The sequence below is a fragment of the Jiangella gansuensis DSM 44835 genome (assembly GCF_000515395.1).
Taxonomy (GTDB): Bacteria; Actinomycetota; Actinomycetes; order Jiangellales; family Jiangellaceae; genus Jiangella; species Jiangella gansuensis.
On record NZ_KI911782.1, the window covers coordinates 3,774,890 to 3,793,855 of the forward strand.

The window sequence follows — 18,966 nt, forward strand, 5'->3', positions numbered from 1 at the left end:
GAGCGACGCGCTCCGCGCCGGCACCGGGGCACCTGTCTCGCCTCCACTCGCGACTTCTGGAGAGCTATGCACCCTGAAACCCCCCTTGAAGCGTGCATGAGTCTCCAGAAGTGGGATGCGGAGGAAACGGCATGAGCGAGCGCACAGGTATCTGGTTCGTCGGGGCCCGCGGCTCCGTCGCCACGACGACCACCGTCGGGTTGCTGGCCATCCGGGCCGGCCTGGCCGGGCACACCGGCATGGTGTCGGAGCTGCCGCAGGTGGCCGCGGCCGGGCTGGTGCCGCTGGACGGCATCGTCATCGGCGGCCACGAGGTCGCCGACGGGTCGCTGGTGAAGCGGGCCGAGGAGCTCAGCAGCGGCGGCGTCATCCCGCCGGCACTGGCACAGGTGCTGGCCCGCGAGCTGGCCGCGGCGGACGAACGGATCCGCGCGGGCGTCGTCGCCACTACCGGTTCGCAGCGGGCGGCGGCGGAGCGGGTCGCCGCGGACCTGGCCGCGTTCCGGGACGAGCACCGGCTCGACCGTGTCGTCGTCGTCGACGTGTCCAGCACCGAGCCGCCGGTCGAGGACGACGTCCCGGCGCTGGCATCGCTGGAGGCGCTGGAAGCCGCCCTGGACGCCGGTGAGGCGCCGCTGCCCGGCAGCTCGGTGTATGCGTACGCGGCGTTCCGGACCGGATGCCCGTACGTGGCGTTCACCCCCAGCCCGGGGCCGCGGCTGCCGGCGCTGCTCGAGCTGGCGCTCCGGCAAGGCGTGCCGTGGACCGGATCGGACGCCAAGACCGGCGAGACCCTGGTCAAGACCGTGCTCGGGCCGATGTTCGCGATGCGCGCGCTGAAGGTGCGCTCGTGGTCCTCGGTCAACCTGCTCGGCGGCGGCGACGGCCAGACGCTCGCCGACCCGGACAACGCGGCCAGCAAGATCGCCACCAAGGCGAACGGGCTGGAGTCGATCCTCGGCCACACGGTCGACGGGCCGCTGCACATCGACTACGTGCCCGACCTCGGCGACTGGAAGACCGCCTGGGACCTGGTGTCCTTCGAAGGCTTCCTCGGCACCCGCATGTCCATGCAGTTCACCTGGTCCGGCTGTGACTCGTCGCTGGCCGCGCCGTTGGTGCTCGACCTGGTGCGGCTGGTGTCGCGGGCGCATTCGCTCGGGCAGAGCGGCCCGGTGCCGGAGTTCGGATTCTTCTTCAAGGACCCCGCCGGCAGCGACGTCCACGCGCTCAGCACGCAATGGGAAGCACTCGTGGCATGGTGCGCCCGGGCCGGCGCGGCGGGGAGCTCCGTGTGAGGTTCCGCGACGTCGCCGAACTGGTGCGAGCACCGGCCGCGCTGACCGTGCCCGGGGATTCCCTGGCCGGTGCCGCCGCGGCCGGTTACCCATACGGCGCTCGCACCGCCGTGACGCCGTTGGCGTCGGCCTGCCTGTACTGGGCCGGCATGGCGCTCAACGACTACGCCGACCGCGACCTCGACGCCGTCGAACGGCCGGAGCGTCCCATCCCGTCGGGACGCGTGAAACCGGCGGAGGCGCTGGGCCTGGCCGCCGGCCTGACCGCCGCCGGCATCGGCCTGGCCGCGGTGGCCGGCGGACGGCGCGCCCTGCGGGTCGCGGTCCCCTTGGCGGCGGCGGTCTGGACGTACGACCTGCTGGCCAAGCCGACACCCGCCGGGCCGGCAGCGATGGGGTTGGCGCGCGGACTCGACGTGCTGCTCGGCGCGGGCGGGCGGCTGCGTGCCGCTGCCCTGCCGGCGGCGGCCGTCACCGCTCACACCGTCGGCGTCACGGTCCTCAGCCGCGGCGAGGTGCACGGCGCGTCCCCGTCGTCGGCCCGGTTCGCGCTAGGTGCGACGACCGTCGCCGCTGTCTCGGCCGTGGCTCCGGTGGTGGCGGGCTGGGCGGGGGAACGCCGTCCCCGCCCGCGGGCTCGTTCCTCGCCCGATGCCCGACCGAACCCTGGCCGGCGTTCCCCCGCCCAGCCCGCCGCTGTGGTCACCCTGGGTGCCCGCGGCGGCGACGCCGGTCGCCCGGTGCGCGCGCTCGCGGCTGCCGGGTTCGCCGGGATGTACGCGGCGACGGTGGGGCGGGCACAGCTCGGGGCGGCGCGGCGGCCGGATGCGCAGACGGTGCGGTCGGCCACCGGCGCCGGGGTGCGCGGCGTGATCCCGCTGCAGGCGGCCCTGCTGGCCCGGTCCGGGGCGACGGCCCTGGCGGGCGTCGTCGTCGGGATCGGTCCTGCGGCGCGGGCACTGTCGAAGGTGGTGTCGCCGACATGAGCGGCCCCGGAGCTGGACTGAGATTCGGATACGGGACCAACGGGTTCGGCAGCCATCGCCTGGACGACGCGCTGGCGGTCATCGCCGGGCTCGGGTACGACGGAGTGGCCCTCACGGTGGACCACCCGCACCTGGACCCGTTCGCGCCCGGGCTCTCGGCCCGGACGGTGGCGGTGGGCCGGCGGCTGGCGGAGCTGGACCTGGCCGTCGTCATCGAGACCGGCGCCCGCTACGTCCTCGACCCATGGCGCAAGCACGAGCCGAACCTGGTCTCCGACGAGGGACGGGAGCGCCGGGTCGACCTGCTGTGCCGGGCGGTGCGCATCGGGGCGGAGTTGGGTGCCGAGGCGGTGTCGTTCTGGTCCGGGACGCTGCCCGACGGGGTCAGCGCGGACGAGGGATGGCGGCGGCTGACCGCGGGGGTCGGGGCCGTCCTCGAGGAGGCGGACCGGTGCGGCGTGATCTGTGCGTTCGAGCCGGAGCCGGGGATGTTCGTCGATACCGTCGCCGGCGTGCTGGAGCTGCGTAAGAGGCTCGGCGACCCGGCGGCGCTGCGGGTGACGCTGGACATCGGCCACGTCGTAGCGAACGAGACGGGCACCGTGGCCGACTGCGTCCATCAGGCCGGCGAGCTGCTGGCGAACGTGCAGGTGGACGACATGGCCCAGGGTGTGCACGAGCACCTGGAGTTCGGTGAGGGCGAGGTCGACCTGCCGGCGGCGTTGGGTGCGCTGCTGGACGCCGGCTACACGGGGCTGGCCGCGGTCGAGCTGCCCCGGCACGGGCATGCGGCTCCCGCCGTGGCTCGCCGGTCGCTGGAGGCGTTGCGCGCGGCCGAGGCGACCGCGTTCGACACCCGCCGCTCCAGCGACACCCCCCGTCCTCCGGTTGATCTTGGAGTTTCCGCGGAATCTACCGGACAAAACGGGCCGCAATTCCGCGGAAACTCCAAGATCAACGGGGTGGGGGCGACGGAGACCGCGGCAGACGACGCAGGCGGAGACGACGGGGCAGAGGAGGGAACGGGATGAGCGCGACGATCGAGCAGGCCGCACCGCACCTGGACGGGGCGGCGCGGGAACGGCTGGGCGAGCTGATCGCCGAGGTCGAGGCGGACCCGGCACGGATCTCGGTGCTGTTCCCCGCGGTCGCCCGGAGGGTGACGCGGGGTCCGGTCAGCACCGGCGACCCGGACGGCCTGCGCGGCCCGCGGCTGGAGGACGAGGCGCGGATGGCGCTGCTGGTGGCGGCCGCGGCGAAGATGGACGCCGCCGCGCTGGCCCGGGAGGTGGCCGAGCTGTACCGGTTCGGCGACGCCGACGAGAAACGCGCGGTACTGCGCGCGCTGGCGCTGCTGGACCTCGGCGACGCCGGACTGCCGCTGGTGGCCGACGCGTTGCGGACGAACGACGTGCGGCTGGTGGCGGCCGCGCTGGGTCCGTACGGCGCCGCGCATCTCGACGACAGCGCGTGGCGCCAGGGCGTGCTGAAGTGCCTGTTCGTGGGCGTGCCGCTGGACGCCGTCGCCGACCTGGACGCGCGCACCGACGCCGAGCTGGCCCGGATGGTCGCCGACTACGGCAACGAACGGGTGGCTGCCGGCCGCTCGGTGCCCAGCGACGCCTGGCGCATCCTGGGCCGGCACCCGGAGGCGGTCGCCGGCCGGTTCCCCGTCCCGTCCGACACCAGCGCCGGGGAGGCCTGATGCGCATCTTCGACCCGCACATCCACATGACGTCCCGCACCACCGACGACTACCAGCGCATGTACGCCGCCGGGGTGCGGGCCATCACCGAGCCGGCCTTCTGGCTGGGCCAGCCGCGCACCACCGTCGGGTCGTTCTGCGACTACTTCGACGCGCTGCTCGGCTGGGAGCGGTTCCGGGCCGCGCAGTTCGGCATCCGGCACCACTGCACCATCGCGCTGAACCCGAAGGAGGCCAACGACCCGCGCTGCACCGCCGTGCTGGAGGTGCTGCCGCGTTACCTGGCCAAGGACGGCGTGGTGGCGGTCGGCGAGGTGGGCTTCGACTCCATGACCGACGAGGAGGAGAAGGTGTTCGTCCAGCAGCTCGAGCTGGCCGGCGAGCACGACCTGCCGGTGCTGGTGCACACCCCGCACCGAGACAAGGCCGCCGGTACCCGCCGCACCCTCGAGCTGGTCAACGCCAGCGGGCTCCCGCCGGAGCGGGTGCTCGTCGACCACCTGAACGAGACGACGGTGGGCATGGTCGCCGACTCCGGGTGCTGGATGGGGTTCTCCATCTACCCGGACACCAAGATGGACGAACACCGGATGGTGCGCATCCTGGCCGACCGCGGGCTGGACCGGATGATCGTCAACTCCGCGGCCGACTGGGGTCACAGCGACCCGCTGAAGACGGTGAAGACCGGCCGGGCCATGCTCGGCGAGGGATTCAGCGCCGACGACGTCGACCGCGTGCTGTGGCGCAACCCGGTCGAGTTCTACGGCCAGAGCGGCCGGTTGCTGCTCGACGAGGTCGACCTGTCCGGAACCGCGGGCACCGGCGTGCGCGGCATCCCGACCGGCCCGACCGCCACCTTCGAGGGCAACTCCGTGCTGCGCGGGCAGCGGCCGGACCCCGATGAGCACTGACGAGCGCTGAGGAGGGCCGACCATTGCGCATGCGGCACCGTGACGGCACCGTCGTGCACGTCGCGTACTGCACCAACGTGCACCCGACCGAGGACGTCGAGGCGCTGTTGCGGCAGGTGCGCCGGTACGGGGGCGGGATACGGGAACGGCTGGGCACGGCGCGGCTGGGATTGGGCCTGTGGTTGCCGGCGCCGGTGGTCTCCCGGCTGGCCGGTGCGGCCGGGCGGGCGGAGCTGGAGCGGCTGCGTTCGGCCCTGGACGCCGGCGGGCTGGAGGTGGTGACGCTCAACGCGTTCCCGTACGCCGGCTTCCAGGACCCCGAGGTCAAGCTGGCCGTCTACCACCCGGACTGGACCACGCCGGAGCGGCTGGCGTACACGCTGGACTGCGCCCGCGTGCTGGCCGGACTGCTGCCCGACGACGCCGCCCGCGGCAGTGTGTCCAGCCTGCCGCTGGCCTGGCGTACGCCGTGGGACGACGCACGGCGGAGGCTGGCCCGGGGTCACCTGGATCGGCTGGCCGACGGCCTGGCGGCGCTGGAGGCGTCGACCGGCCGCACCATCCGGGTCGGGCTGGAGCCGGAGCCCGGCTGTGTCGTCGAGACCACCGACGGCGCCGTCGTCGAGCTGGCCGGCGTCGACACCGAGCGGATCGGCGTCTGCCTGGACGCCTGCCATCTCGCCGTGCAGTTCGAGGAGCCGACCGAGGCGGTCCGGCGGCTGGCCGCGGCCGGGCTGCCGATCGTGAAGACCCAGGCGTCGGCGGCTCTGGAGGTGGCCGACCCGGCGTCCGACGGGGCCCGGGCCGCACTCGCGGCGTACACCGAGGACCGGTTCCTGCACCAGACCCGCGCGTTGGGCTCGTCGGCGGCGGTGGCCGGCGTGGATGACCTGCCGGCCGCGCTGGCCGGTGGGCTGCCTCGCGGTGACCCGTGGCGGGTGCACTACCACGTGCCGGTGCACGAGCACCCGGAGCCGCCGCTCGCGGTCACGCAGGATCACCTGGCCGCGACGTTCGATGCGCTGTTCGGTGGCGAGCACGCGGTCACCGACCACGTGGAGGTCGAGACCTACACCTGGTCGGTGCTGCCCGAGGGGCGGCGGCCGGCCGGGCCGGACGGGCTGGCCGACGGTCTGGCGGCGGAGCTGAGGTGGGTCGCGGACCGGCTGATCGCGACGGGTATGACCCCACTTCTGGAGGCTTATCCACCCTGAAACTGGCCCGGAAACGTGGACAAGCCTCCAGAAGTCGAAAGGAGAAGCGGTGAACAAGGTCTTGGTGCTCGACGTCGTAGGGCTCACCCCGCGGCTGCTGCAACACACTCCGAACCTGCGGGCGATCGCGGACGAGGGCTGGCAGGCGTCGCTCGGGACGGTGTTGCCGGCGGTGACGTGCTCGGTGCAGTCGACGTTCCTCACCGGGACGATGCCGCGCGAGCACGGCATCGTCGGCAACGGCTGGTACTTCCGTGACCTCGGCGAGGTCTTCCTGTGGCGGCAGCACAACCGGCTGGTGGGCGGGGAGAAGGTGTGGGACGCCGCCCGGCGCGTCCGGCCCGGGTACCGGGTGGCCAACGTGTGCTGGTGGTACGCGATGGGCGCGTCGACCGACTGGACCGTCACACCACGGCCCATCTACCACGCCGACGGCCGCAAGTCGCCGGACTGCTACACCTGGCCGCCGGCCCTGCACGACGAGCTGACCGGCGCGCTGGGGGAGTTCCCGCTGTTCAACTACTGGGGCCCGACGGCGTCGATCAAGTCCAGCGACTGGATCGTGCAGGCGACCCGCAAGCTGATGCCGGGCGCGGATCTGACGCTCGCTTACATCCCGCACCTGGACTACGACCTGCAGCGCTTCGGCCCGCACAGCCCGCAGGCGGTCGCCGCCGCCCGTGACGTGGACCGGGTCCTGGCGCCGCTGCTGACCGAGGCCCGCGACCGAGGCGTCACCGTGCTCGCCCTCAGCGAGTACGGCATCGGCCCGGCCAGCCGTCCGGTGCACGTGAACCGGACACTGCGTCAAGCCGGGCTGCTCGAGGTGTACACGCAGGCGGGCATGGAGTACCTGGACCCGTGGACGTCGCGGGCGTTCGCCGTCGCCGACCACCAGGTGGCGCACGTCTACGTCCGCGAGCCCGGTGACCTCGACGCCGTCCGGGAACTGTGCGAGGCGCTACCCGGGGTGGATCTCGTGCTGGACAAGGAGGCGCAGCGGGAGTTCGGGCTGGACCACGAGCGCTCCGGCGAGCTGGTCCTGGTCGCCGACATCGGTGCCTGGTTCACCTACTACTACTGGCTGCACGACGACCGTGCGCCCGACTTCGCCCGTGGGGTGGAAATCCACCGCAAGCCCGGCTACGACCCGGCCGAACTGTTCCTCGACCCCGCCGACCCGCGGGTCAAGTTGCGCGCGGGCGCGAACCTGGCGAAGAAGAAGCTGGGGCTGCGCTACGCCATGAACGTCGTACCCCTGGACGGTCAGTGGGTCCGCGGCACCCACGGCCGGCTGCCCGACGATCCCGCCGACGGGCCGGTGCTGCTGTGCAGCGACCCGTCGACGGCCCGCGACAAGCTCGCCGCCACCGACGTCCGCGACCTCATGCTCGACCTCGCCCACCTGAGCACCCCAGCACAAGCGGGCTGAGAGACGCAGACCCTACGGATGAGCAAGCGGGCCGGAGGTGGAGGTGCGGGGGATGCCGGCCAGGGTAGGTCGGGCGTCCGAGCGAGGAACGAGCGAGGCGGGCGGGGCCGGCACATCCAACACCCCCACCCACCAACAGCAAGCGAACGACTGGAGGAGACGACACATGGCACGACCGATCACCCTGTTCACCGGGCAATGGGCCGACCTGCCGTTCGAGGAGGTGGCCCGGCTGGCGGGGGAGTGGGGTTACGACGGCCTGGAGGTCGCCTGCTGGGGCGACCATCTGGATGTGTGGCGCGCCGCCGAGGACGACGCGTACGTCAAGTCACGCCAGGACGTCCTGGAGAAGAACGGCCTGAAGGTGTGGACCATCTCCAATCACCTGAAGGGCCAGGCGGTCTGTGACGACCCGATCGACCAGCGGCATCGGGCCATCCTGCCGGACCGCATCTGGGGTGACGGCGAGCCGGAGGGCGTGCGGCAGCGGGCCGCGGAGGAGATGAAGGTGACGGCGCGGGCGGCCGCCCGGCTGGGCGTCGACACCGTCGTCGGCTTCACCGGTTCGGCCATCTGGAAGTACGTGGCGATGTTCCCGCCGGTGTCCGACGATGTGATCGAGGCCGGCTACCGGGACTTCGCCGACCGGTGGAACCCGATCCTGGATGTGTTCGACGAGGTCGGCGTCCGGTTCGCCCACGAGGTGCACCCGTCGGAGATCGCCTACGACTACTGGACGACGGTGAAGACGCTCGAGGCCATCGGGCACCGGGACGCGTTCGGGTTGAACTGGGATCCCAGCCACATGGTGTGGCAGGACCTCGACCCGGTCGCGTTCCTGTGGGACTTCCGCGACCGCATTTACCACGTGGACTGCAAGGACACGAAGAAGCAGCTGGGCAACGGTCGCAACGGCCGGCTCGGGTCGCACCTGGCGTGGGCGGACCCGCGGCGCGGCTGGGACTTCGTCTCGACGGGCCACGGTGACGTGCCGTGGGAGGCGTCGTTCCGGATGCTCAACGCGATCGGCTACGAGGGCCCGATCTCGATCGAGTGGGAGGACGCCGGGATGGACCGGCTGCGTGGCGCCCCGGAGGCGCTGCAGTTCGTGCGGTCCAACCTGTTCGACCCGCCGGAGGCGGCGTTCGACGCGGCGTTCAGCACTCAGTGACTCCGGTGCCCACCGACCGGTGGCCGTGCTCGGACGCCGGCGCCGGTTGGTGATCACCGGGTTCGTCAGTTCGTCAGGAAGGAGAGCACGACGATGTGTTTCGGATATGACGGCGATCGCGCGTTGGACGTCTCGTTGCAGCGGCGCGGACTGGGCCGGCGGTCGTTCCTGCGGGGTGCGCTCGCCGGTGGCGCGGCGATGGCCGCGGGCGGAGCGGCGATGCTGGCCGGCGCCGGTGCGGCGCAGGCCACGGCTCGCCCGACGGGGCTGCCGCGGGTGCCGCGCGGCCTCATCAGCATCCAGCTGTGGACGGTGCGCGACGCCTTGAACGGCTCGCCGGGGTTCGACGCGACGCTGGAGGCGATCGCCGACTACGGCTACGTCAAGGTCGAGCAGGCGCTGGGGTACTTCGGCCGTACCGCCGCCCAGTTGCGCGACTTCTACGACGGCATCGGCATCTCGTGCACGTCGAGCCACGACGGCATCAGCGGTGACGCGGCGAGTCTCGATGCGAAGATCGAGAACGCGGTGACGCTCGGGCAGCGGTTCATGGTGGTTCCGTACCTGGACTCGGCCGACCTCGACGACTGGAAGCTGTGGGCCGAGCAGATGAACACCGAGGCGGCCGCGGCCCGCCAGGCCGGCCTGCGCTACGGCTACCACAACCACGCGCACGAGTTCACCACCGACCTCGGCGGCGGCGTCACCCCATGGGACGTGCTGACCTCCGAGCTGGACCCGAAGCTCGTGCACCTCGAGGTGGACCTCTACTGGGCGGTGGTCGGCGGCATCAACAGCGGCGACGGCGTGGACGACCCGGAGGGCTTCACCATCGACGTCATTCGCTCCGCGCCGCAGCGGGTGCTGCAGTACCACGTCAAGGACCGGCACGCCCACGACGGCGACATGGCCGACCTCGGCACCGGGCACATCGACTTCGCGCGGATCTTCCGTGCCCACCGGGTGCTGGAGTACATCGTGGAGAACGACACCCCTGACGTCACGCCGCTGCGGACGGCGCAGGTGGGTTACGAGTACCTGAGCCGCCTGCGGGTTCGCTGACCCCCGGCGCCGGGAGGGACCGCAGCCGGGTGAGCGGATCGGCCAGGGTTTCGATGGCGGGTGGTTTGGTGGCGCCCTGGCCCCACCAAACCACCCGCCATCATCCGTTGCGGCTCAGGTTCGTACTTGTTGATCATTGGGATGCCGGAAAGGGTAGATCAACACGACCTCGACAAGGCACACTTGTTGCGAGCCGAGGTGGTGCCGGTGGTCCAAGCGAAGGCGGAGGGTCGCGCGCTGCCGTCCCAACGTGGGCGGCCCGACGACGGCCAGGCAGAGACATCGACGCCGCGAGACGCCGAGCCCGTGCCCGCGGCCGAACCGCCGCCGCCCCGGCGCGATGAAGCGACCGGCACCGACCTCACTCGCCACTATCTGCGCGAGATCGGCCGCATACCGCTGCTCAGCGCCACCGAGGAGGTCCGGCTGGCCCGCGCCATCGAGGCGGGCGTACTGGCCGAGGAGCGCCTGGCCACCAGCTCGCCGTCGGGCCCGGACGACGAATACCTGCGCGAGGTGGTCCGGCTGGGCCGGCAGGCCAGGGCCAGCCTGGTGGAGGCGAACCTGCGGCTGGTGGTGTCCATCGCACGCCGGTACACCCGGCGCGGGCTGCCGCTGCTCGATCTCATCCAGGAGGGCAACCTCGGGCTGATCCGGGCGGTCGAGCGGTTCGACCATGCCCGCGGCTTCAAGTTCTCCACCTATGCGACGTGGTGGATCCGGCAGGCCATCAGCCGGGCCGTGGCCGAGCAGAGCCGCACCATCCGGTTGCCGGTACACGTCGTCGACGAGCTCAACCGGGTGGTGCGGGTGCTCCGGACCATCTCTCAGGCCGAGGCCCGCGACCCGACGGTGCAGGAACTGGCCGATGCGACGGCGCTGCCGGTCGACCGTGTCGTCGAGCTGCTGTCGTACGCCGAGGACCCGGTGAGCCTGCAGTCGCCGGTCGGGGAGTCCGCCGAGAACACGTTCGGCGACTTCGTGGAGGACACCGACGCGGTCAGCCCGGAGGAGCTGGTGGCCCAGGTGATGCTGCGTGACCAGGTCGAGCAGGTGCTGGACGGGCTGAGCGAGCGGGAACGTGCCGTGGTGCGGTTGCGATACGGCTTGCACGACGGACGCGCCCGGACGTTGGAGGAGGTGGGCCGCGTGTTCGGGGTCACCCGCGAGCGGGTCCGCCAGATCGAACACCGCACCCTCACCAAGCTGCGCCGCAACGAGTGGGCGAGCGAGCTGCGCGACTACCTCGGCTGAGCGCCGCACGAGAGGGCCGGCGTGGAGCGGCCGGCACGACGAGGCGGCCGGCACGACGAGGCGGCCGGGCGCCGCTGGTTAGGCTGACGTCATGAGGCTGCGGCGGCGAACCCCCGACATCGACGGTCTGGTATCCGGCGAGCGCGTGCTGGCCACCGCCGGCGGTCCGGACGGCGACGTCGTCGCCACCACGCACCGCCTGTTCCTGCGCGACACCGAGGTCGAATGGAGCCGCGTCGACACCGCCACCTGGGACGGCGACGCCGAGCTGCTGGCCGTCACCGAGGTCCCGGAGAGCACCGGGCGCCAGCGCCGCCACCGGGTGGCACTGCGGCACCCGGGCCGGCTGGTCGACGTGGTGCGCGAGCAGGTCATCGCGAGCGTCCTCATCAGCCGGCACCTCGCCGTCGACGGGCGGCGCGGCGTGCGGGTCACCGGGCGGCGTACCCCGTCCGGCGAGATCGTGTGGTCCGCCGCGCTAGACGCCGGCATCGACATGAACGATCCCGCGATCCGCGAACGGGTGGATGCGGCGGTCGCGCTTGTGCGCAACGAGGTGGAGTGACCCCCACCGGGTGATCGTCAGCGGGTGGCTACCCCTCGGGGGTAGCCACCCTGTCGATCACCGCGCACCCGCGGCGCCGGCTGTCGCCCGGGCCGCGACGCCGTCGACGCACTTGCGGATGAACCCGGTCAGGGTGCGCCTGTAGAGCCAGCCGGTACCCGGCACCTTCGCGCGAAACGACGAACGCCACCGGATGGTGGTGCCGTTCGTGCCTTCGGCGAGGTCGATGTCGGCGCGGTAGTCCTTGATGGCCAGGCCGGAGATCAGCACGTAGCTGAACCGCCGGTCCGGCACCAGCTCGACGATGCGCTCGCGGCTGGCGATCCGCCCGGTGCGGAAAACCCGGACGGCCCCGAGGCCTTCGCCCCCGCCGTCGCCCGGCGACTCCAGTTCGAACGACTCGATGGGTGACCATTCCGGCCACGTCGCGCCGTCCCTGAGCAGGGCGTACACGTCCGCGGCGGGTGCCGCCGCGGTGGCGGAGACATCGATGTGCTGTGTACCCATGGCCAACCTCCAACGTCTGTATGTACCAAATGGTACAGCTACCATATGGGGCATGACAGCGGCGGGCACGGCGGGGGACCGCCTGACGGGGCGCGACCGATTGCTGGCGACGGCGGTCGAGTACGTCGCCGGTCACGGCGTGGGCGAACGCAGCCTCCGGCAACTCGCCGATGCCCTGGGCACCAGCCACCGCATGCTCATCTACCACTTCGGCTCCAAGGAGGGCCTGCTCGTCGAGGTGGCCCGGACCATGGAGGTACGCCAGCGGGACCTGCTGGCCGATCTGGCCCGGGCGGCACCCGACGGTTTCCCGGCCGTCGCGCGCCGCTTCTGGGCCCAGCTGGCCGACCCCGCGCTGTGGCCGTACGAGCGGCTGTTCTTCGAGCTCTACGGGCGAGCGCTGCAGGGTGATCCCGGTGCACTGCCGCTTCTCGACGGCGTCGTCGACACCTGGGTGAATGCCCTGGCCGAACCGTTGCGACGGGCCGGGGCGACACCGGAAGCGGCCCGTGCGCAGGCCCGGCTCGGGCTCGCCGTGGCTCGTGGCCTGTTGCTCGACCTGCTCGCCACCGGCGACCGGGCCGGCGTGGACGCGGCCATGGAGCAGTTCGTCTCGTTCTACGAGTCCGGCTCCCCCTCCCCATGATCATCGGCGATCGACCCCGTCATAGCGGGGCCGATCGCCGATGATCATGGGACGGTGTCGGCCTCGGCGAAGACGACCACGTTGTCGCGGTAGCGGCCCAGGTCCCGGTCGTAGTCACCGCCGCAGGTGATGAGACGGAGCACGGGGTGATCGGCCGGAGCGGCGTAGACGCTCTCGGTCGGGAACGCGTCCTGCGGGTACTGGCCCACGTCGACCACGCGGAACACGGCCTCGGATCCGTCGGCGCGGGTGACGACGATCTCGTCGCCGGCCTCGACCTCGGCGAGCCGGTAGAACACGTCCGGCCCGTCGGCGTTGTCGAGGTGACCGGCGATCACGGCCGCGCCGGGCTCGCCGGGCTCCGGGCCGGCCCGCCACCAGCCGGCTTCCCCGTACGGCGGCGGCACCAGCACATTGTCCGCGTCGACGGTGAGCGGCAGGAGGTCTGCCGTGATACCGGCAGCTGGGACGGCGACGCGGACCGGGTCGGCGACGTCCTGGGTTGCCGACGGTCGCGGAGCCGTGGCGGTGGGAGTCGCGGTCGTCATGGGCGCGGTCGACGGGGCAGACGATGCGACCGGCGGCGCCATGGTGCCGGTCGCCGATGCGGCGGCACTGGTCGTGGTGGGGTCGCCGTCGCTGCAGGCCGCTGTCAAAGCGCACAGGGCCGAGACCGCCGCGGTGGCCGCCCGCCGTCCGAACCGGAGGCCACCGCGGGTGCAGCGATCGGACTCGTGCTCGGTCAGCTCTCCAGCCTCAGCCGGCGCCAGGCCAGGCCGGCTCCGCCGACCACGGCCAGCCCCACCAGCGCGCCCGGTGCGAGCAGGTCGAGGTTGCCGTCATCCGCTGTGCCACCGGCGCCGGTGTCGACGCCGCCGCTGGGTGCCTGGCCGTCGTCGTCGCGGTCGCCGTCGCGGTCGCCGTCGCCGTCGCCGTCGTCGTCCCCCGTGTCGTCGTTGTCGTTGTCGTCGTCCATGGTGACTCCGGTGTTGACGCCGCCGCTGGGCGCCTGGCCGGTGTCGTCGTCGCCGTCGTCGTCCCCCGTGCCGGTGTCGTCGTCGCCGTGGTCGTCGTCGGTGTCATCACCGTCGTCGTCACCCGTGGCGTCGTCGGTGGTGATGATCGCGGTGTCGACGGCGGCCGTCGCCGGTGCGGCGAGCGTGATGCCGGCGGCAGTGAGGCCCGCGGTCGCGGTGAGCGCCGCGGCGAGGCTGAGCTTGCTGGAACGCATGGCCGAACTCCCTCGTGTCGGATGGACCTGCGAGCCGGCCAAGGCTGGCCGGCTCACCTCAATCTGTCCTGGTCACGGGCGGTTGGCCAGCGTTCGAGCCGTTGTTGAGAGGCTTCTCATCGAGAGCTCATCCGCGACCTGGGACGCTCTCATCCGGGAGCCGACATGGTTGCGGGATCCGGGCCGCCGGGGCGACGCGAATCCCCCAACCACGACCGCCGGTTACCGTGCGGCGATCTCGTCCAGGACGGCGAACGGGTCAGCCGATCCGCCGTTGGCCGCGGCCACGACGCGGCGGCTGAGCGTGTAGCTCTCACCCGCCGGGATGTCCACCTGGAAGCGGCTCATCACCCAGTTGCCGTTCCCGTACGCGGTGAACGCGTCCGCGCCGTCGTAGATGACGCCGTACGTCTGCGGATCGGTGCCGGTCGAGCCGATCCAGCGGCCAGTGGGTTCGTACGCGGCGGGGTCGGCGTACGGGGTGGTGATGACGCCGTGGCCGGGCACGCCGATCCGCTGGCCGGCGCCGTCCCAGTCCATGGCGTCGCCGACCCAGACCGACAGGTCGGAGGAGCCGCCGTTGGTGAACACCGTCACGGCAGTGACCCACTCCTCGCCGGGGCGAATGGTGTAGGTCGTCTCCACGCCCACGCCTGGGTGTGCGGAGGACGTGCCGGTGGCGCGTACCACCGCCTGGTCGCCGGTGGCCTGCACGATCGACACGGCGCTGGTGCGGACGGTGGTCTGCTGCCACGCCTCGGTGCCGGTGGGTTCGTCGTCGGCGATGTACGGCAGGTTCAGCCAGTCCAGCTGGTCGGCCCGGCCGCGGACGGCGAGGTCGACCGGCTTGCCGATGGTGGAGTTCGGCAGCTGCCCGTCGTTGAACACCCGGGAGATCGCCATCGCCAGCTTGTCGTTCTCGACGACGACGTCCTGCGGTCCGGCTTCGACCAGTCCGCTTCCCAGCGTCCGGCCGACACTGGCCAGGACGGACACCGGCTGCAGCGTGACGTCAGCGGTGGCCGTGCCGCCCTCGGTGACCGACGCGGAGACCGTCGCCGGCGCGTATCCGAGGGTGTTCACCCGCAGCGTGTAGCTGCCCGGGTCCAGCGGCAGCGCGTAGCCGCCGTCCGCGCCGGTGCGCACCGAGCCGATGACGTCGGACCCGTCCAGCGCCTCCACCAGCACACCCGCGGCAGGGGCGCCGGTGTCGCCCTGAGTGACCGTGCCGGACACCCGCGAGCGGTCGGCGACCTCGTCGTCGAGCAGGTCCAGCTGGGAGGCCCAGTGTGCGATGTTGCCGGTGACGTCGCCGGACGCGGCCGGGTAGTCGGTGATGTGGTACCAGCTGACGGTGCGGGTGTCGCCGGCCGCGACGCTGGCGTCGAACCACGTGCCGGAGATGTAGCCGAAGCCGCTGACGGCGTACGGCTCGTCCTCCAGCCACGCGAGGCCGTGCGCCGGGACCTGCCGCGGCGTGGTGGACCCGACGTAGTGGAAGTTGCCGCTCCACCCGGACCGCAGGTAGCCCGGGTTCTGGCCGCTCACACCTGGGACGAGCGACACGTCCTGGGCGCTGTCCGGGTCCAGCAGGTACTGGAAGTATCCCTGGAAGTCGTCGGTGCCGGTGTTCTCGACCTCCAACGTGATCTTGACGACCGGTGCGTCCCCGAGCGCCCGGTACCGCAGCGTCGTACGCAGGTCCTCGTCGACCCTCGCGCCTCCGGTGGCGACGACGGCGGACCCGTCGACGCCGATGTCGGTGATGTCGAGCCAGTCGGCGCTGCGGCCCCAGTCCGCGGTGCCCGGGCCACCGGCCGTCCGCGACAGCATCAGCTCGCTCCAGTCGAGCGTCTCCTGAGCGGTGTCGTCCAACAGGGCCAGGTCGGCCAGGCTGCCGACGGCCAGCGTGCCGGGCAGGTTGTTGGCGGCCGTCTTCGACGAGATGGTCGCCTGGACGCGCTGGTTCATCGTGTAGTGGTAGGTGTCGCCGGCGACGACGTCCAGGCGCGGGCTGGACGAGCTGAAGTCCGGCGGGACGGTGGACGAGCCCGCGGTCGGGCCGGTCACCTCGATCAGCTCCAGGTCGGCGGTCTGCGTTCCGGTGGTGCCGACGGTCACCGTCGTCGAGGAGGCGTCGGTGGGCAGGAAAGCGCGCTTGGCCGTCGTCACCGTGTACTCGCCCGCGCCGAGGCCCAGGACGTAGCGGCCGTCGGCACCGGTGGACGTCGAGAACGTCGTGCCGTCGCTGGTGGCGGCGATGCGGGCGTCGGCGATCGGCGCGCCGGACTCCGCGTCGGTCACGGTGCCGGTGACGCGGGCCCAACGCGGTGCCGCTTCGCCGCCGGGCGTGAACGCGTAGAGGTTGCCGTCCCAGGCGCCGGCGACGACGGTGTTGCCGCTGACCGCCGGGCCGGACGCGACCCAGGTGCCGATCTCGAACTGCCACAGCGGCTGTCCGGTGAGGCTGTCCAGCGCGTAGAACCAGCCATTGTTGGCGCCCACGAACAGCGTCTCGCCGCTGAGCGCGGGCGACGAGTGCACGCCGCCGTCGTAGGTGCCGCCGGGCAGCACCTGGTCCCACAGCACCGCGCCGGTGCGGGCGTTGAGCGCGGTGACCGCGCCGCTGGGGAAACCCATGTAGACGACGTCGCCGGCGACAGTGGGAGCGGACGGGGTGGAGCCGCTGGACACCTTGGACGGGTGCGGGCTGCGGTAGGACCAGAGCACCTCGCCGGTGGCGGCGTCGCGGGCGGCGATGCCGTTGTTCGAGCCGATGAACACCCGGCCGTCGCCGGCGGCCGGGACGCCGTCCTGCCAGCCGCCGAGCACCGCGGACGACGTCCACTGCCGGGCGCCGGTCTCGGCGTCGAAGGCGAGGACCTGGTCGGCGGTCTGGCTGCCCACGAAGACCTGTCCGTCGACGACGGCCGGTGTGCCGTCGCTCATGGTGGCGCCGGCCATCGGCGACGCCCAGATGGTGTCGCCGGTGGCCGGGTCCAGCGCCGTGAGCAGGCCCTGGCTGGCCGCGCCGAAGCGGGTCTGATAGGCCCAGAAGACCTTGCCGTCGGCGACGGCGGGGGAGTAGTAGCCGTAGGCGCGCTGGTTGTTCGGCTCCGGCGCCGCCTCGGTGTCGCGCTGCCAGATCTGCTGGCCGCTGGTCCGGTCGACGGCGAACAGCTGGCCGCGCAGCGTACCGACGAAGACGGTGTCGCCGAGCACCGCCGGGGTGCCGACCACCGACGACGGCACCGGGAACTCCCAGAGCCGCTCGCCGGTGAGCTGGTCCACCGCGTGCAGTGCCGCGTTGCCGTCGCCGTTCTCGTCGCGGGTGCCGGCGTAGACGACGCCGTCGACGATGACGGGGGACCCGGTGAGGAACGTGCCCGGCGTGCGGTAGGACCACGCCAGCTCCAGGCCGGGCTCGATGGTGTCGGCTGCCACACCGGAGTGCGCGGCGTCGCCGTGGTGCTGGTTCCAGGCCGCGCCCGCGACCGGCGGCACCAGCGGCTCGTCCGTCATGGTGAACGTGGCCGACTCCGTCCAGCGCTCGCCGGCCTCGCTGACGGCCTCGACCTCGATGGAGTGCTCGCCGGGCGCCGGCGCGCGGCCGACGAACTCGTTGTGCCAGGTGAGCTCGCCGGTGGGTCGCAGCGGGCGCCAGCTGCCGCCGTCGATCCGGTATCGGACCCGGGTGACCTCGTCGGCGGTGTCGTACGCGTTGACCTGGATGTCCGGGAAGCCGGTGCGGTGGCCGTCGGCGCTCACCTCGCTGCCCGGCGCCGGGCTGGTGATCGTGAGCGCCTGGTCGACGCCGTACATCCGGAACGGGTTCTCGAACTCGTCGCCGCGCATGTGCACGTAGCGGAAGCCGCGCGGCGCGTTGTCGATCGTGTAGGAGCTGGACACGGTCTGGATGTGCTTCGCCGTCGGTGCGAACTCGCTGTCCGGTTCGACGTCGTTGGAGTGCTGGTGCCCGACGAGCATCAGCTCGGCGCCGTACTCGGCGAACAGGTCGCCGTACTGGTCGTAGGTGGACGGCGAGCCGAACGGCACGTTCATCGGCTGGTGCGCGAGGACGACGAGCTCCTTGTCGCCCACGTTCGCCGCCAGGTCGCGGCGGATCCAGCTCAGCTGCTCGTCGAACGGTGCCTGGCCGTTGTTCTCCAGCACCAGGAAGTGCCGGTTGCCGTAGTCGAACGAGTACCACTCCGGGCCGACGTGCCGGCGGTAGTTGTCGATGCGCGCGGGGTAGCCGGTGCCGCCGCCGGAGAAGTACTCGTGGTTGCCGACCGCCGGCCAGACCGGGACCTGCGAGCCTGCCGTCGCGTCCTTGTACCTGGTGAACTCCGCGTCGGTGGCGTTGTTGGTGAGGTCGCCGCTGACGGCGATGAACGGGATGTCGTTCGACGTGGAGTTGATCTCGTGGATCTGCTCGGGCAGCTGCGGGTTCACGTGCGGGTCGGCGATGTTCGCGAACGAGAACGTCGCGCTCTCGCTGCCCGGCACGCGGGTGAGCGCGAAGTCCGCGGTGCGCTGCTCGCCGTCGGCGACCTGGCCGAACGTCCGGTAGAACCGCGGCGTCATGAACTCGTCCGCCGGCACCTGGTAGCCCGACGGCTGGCTGATGAACACCAGGTCGGTCAGCCGCCGCTCGGTGTCCATGTCCAGCTGGTAGCGGCCGTCGGCATCGGTCTCGACGATCGCGACGCCGTCGGACACGCTGACGCCGGCGACACCGGGCTCGCCGGCGTCGTGCTGCCCGTTGCCGTTGCGGTCCTCGTAGACGGTGCCGCCGACCTGCGCCACCGGCGGGTCGACAGTCTCGGCGACGACGCTCGCGACCGGCCCGAGCAACGCCAGCGCCACGAGCACGACGATCGCGGCATTGACCATGCGGCGGAACCGGCCGAGCACTTCGGGGGAGAGGCGTTCGCTGAGCGCGTTCAACTTCGTCTCCATTCGACGGGGTGGGGACACAGGG

The 18,966-nt window shown here is 72.2% G+C and carries 15 protein-coding genes and 1 pseudogene; 12 read left to right on the forward strand and 4 right to left on the reverse strand.

Going from position 1 to position 18,966, the window contains the following annotated elements; translation table 11 throughout:
* The first annotated feature begins 131 nt into the window (after nt 1-131).
* From JIAGA_RS0117740 to JIAGA_RS30595, 11 genes and pseudogenes are all read left to right on the forward strand, one after another.
* On the forward strand, nt 132-1,298 hold the full coding sequence (locus JIAGA_RS0117740; protein ID WP_026876705.1) for an inositol-3-phosphate synthase: 1,167 nt from the start codon (nt 132-134) through the stop codon (nt 1,296-1,298).
* Nucleotides 1,259-2,284: an SCO3242 family prenyltransferase gene (locus JIAGA_RS0117745; RefSeq protein ID WP_084469766.1), complete on the forward strand. Its 1,026-nt coding sequence runs from the start codon at nt 1,259-1,261 to the stop codon at nt 2,282-2,284. Before JIAGA_RS0117740 ends, JIAGA_RS0117745 begins: the two co-directional genes overlap by 40 nt.
* Nucleotides 2,281-3,153, forward strand: a pseudogene (locus JIAGA_RS30580) (sugar phosphate isomerase/epimerase family protein); the annotation flags it as partial. The gene JIAGA_RS0117745 and the pseudogene JIAGA_RS30580, both read left to right, overlap by 4 nt.
* A 158-nt stretch (nt 3,154-3,311) precedes the next feature.
* The gene (locus JIAGA_RS30585; RefSeq protein WP_051426224.1) at nt 3,312-3,989 is read left to right on the forward strand and encodes an EboA domain-containing protein; all 678 of its coding nucleotides are present in this window, start codon (nt 3,312-3,314) and stop codon (nt 3,987-3,989) included.
* Complete coding sequence (locus JIAGA_RS0117760; protein WP_026876707.1) at nt 3,989-4,900, forward strand: TatD family hydrolase; 912 nt, start codon at nt 3,989-3,991, stop codon at nt 4,898-4,900. Before JIAGA_RS30585 ends, JIAGA_RS0117760 begins: the two co-directional genes overlap by 1 nt.
* Before the next feature lie 23 nt (nt 4,901-4,923).
* Nucleotides 4,924-6,114, forward strand: a complete 1,191-nt coding sequence (gene eboE / locus JIAGA_RS0117765; protein ID WP_026876708.1) for a metabolite traffic protein EboE — start codon at nt 4,924-4,926, stop codon at nt 6,112-6,114.
* A gap of 49 nt (nt 6,115-6,163) precedes the next feature.
* Nucleotides 6,164-7,546 carry an alkaline phosphatase family protein gene (locus JIAGA_RS0117770; protein ID WP_026876709.1) on the forward strand — a complete coding sequence of 461 codons (1,383 nt, stop codon included), beginning with the start codon at nt 6,164-6,166 and terminating at the stop codon, nt 7,544-7,546.
* Between the two features lie 166 nt (nt 7,547-7,712).
* Nucleotides 7,713-8,717 carry a sugar phosphate isomerase/epimerase family protein gene (locus tag JIAGA_RS0117775; protein ID WP_026876710.1) on the forward strand — a complete coding sequence of 335 codons (1,005 nt, stop codon included), beginning with the start codon at nt 7,713-7,715 and terminating at the stop codon, nt 8,715-8,717.
* Nucleotides 8,718-8,810: 93 nt separating this feature from the next.
* On the forward strand, nt 8,811-9,779 hold the full coding sequence (locus tag JIAGA_RS0117780) for a sugar phosphate isomerase/epimerase family protein (RefSeq protein ID WP_026876711.1): 969 nt from the start codon (nt 8,811-8,813) through the stop codon (nt 9,777-9,779).
* Between the two features lie 207 nt (nt 9,780-9,986).
* On the forward strand, nt 9,987-11,033 hold the full coding sequence (locus JIAGA_RS30590) for a sigma-70 family RNA polymerase sigma factor (protein WP_245597202.1): 1,047 nt from the start codon (nt 9,987-9,989) through the stop codon (nt 11,031-11,033).
* A gap of 91 nt (nt 11,034-11,124) precedes the next feature.
* On the forward strand, nt 11,125-11,598 hold the full coding sequence (locus tag JIAGA_RS30595) for a hypothetical protein (RefSeq protein WP_051426226.1): 474 nt from the start codon (nt 11,125-11,127) through the stop codon (nt 11,596-11,598).
* Nucleotides 11,599-11,655: 57 nt separating this feature from the next.
* On the opposite strand, the gene JIAGA_RS0117795 is transcribed toward JIAGA_RS30595, so the two are convergent.
* Nucleotides 11,656-12,105: an SRPBCC family protein gene (locus tag JIAGA_RS0117795; protein WP_051426227.1), complete on the reverse strand. Its 450-nt coding sequence runs from the start codon at nt 12,103-12,105 to the stop codon at nt 11,656-11,658.
* Nucleotides 12,106-12,157: 52 nt separating this feature from the next.
* Between JIAGA_RS0117795 and JIAGA_RS0117800 the strand changes: the two genes are divergently transcribed.
* Nucleotides 12,158-12,751, forward strand: coding sequence for a TetR/AcrR family transcriptional regulator (locus JIAGA_RS0117800; protein ID WP_026876713.1), 594 nt, complete (start codon nt 12,158-12,160; stop codon nt 12,749-12,751).
* 44 nt (nt 12,752-12,795) lie between these two features.
* Here JIAGA_RS0117800 and JIAGA_RS30600 read toward each other — a convergent pair whose 3' ends face one another.
* The 3 genes from JIAGA_RS30600 to JIAGA_RS0117815 all read right to left on the reverse strand — a co-directional run bounded on the left by JIAGA_RS30600 (nt 12,796) and on the right by JIAGA_RS0117815 (nt 18,932).
* Nucleotides 12,796-13,299 carry a class F sortase gene (locus JIAGA_RS30600; RefSeq protein ID WP_211239718.1) on the reverse strand — a complete coding sequence of 168 codons (504 nt, stop codon included), beginning with the start codon at nt 13,297-13,299 and terminating at the stop codon, nt 12,796-12,798.
* A gap of 194 nt (nt 13,300-13,493) precedes the next feature.
* Nucleotides 13,494-13,982, reverse strand: a complete 489-nt coding sequence (locus JIAGA_RS33255; RefSeq protein WP_051426228.1) for a hypothetical protein — start codon at nt 13,980-13,982, stop codon at nt 13,494-13,496.
* A gap of 222 nt (nt 13,983-14,204) precedes the next feature.
* Nucleotides 14,205-18,932: an outer membrane protein assembly factor BamB family protein gene (locus JIAGA_RS0117815; RefSeq protein ID WP_169738887.1), complete on the reverse strand. Its 4,728-nt coding sequence runs from the start codon at nt 18,930-18,932 to the stop codon at nt 14,205-14,207.
* Nucleotides 18,933-18,966: the final 34 nt, after the last annotated feature.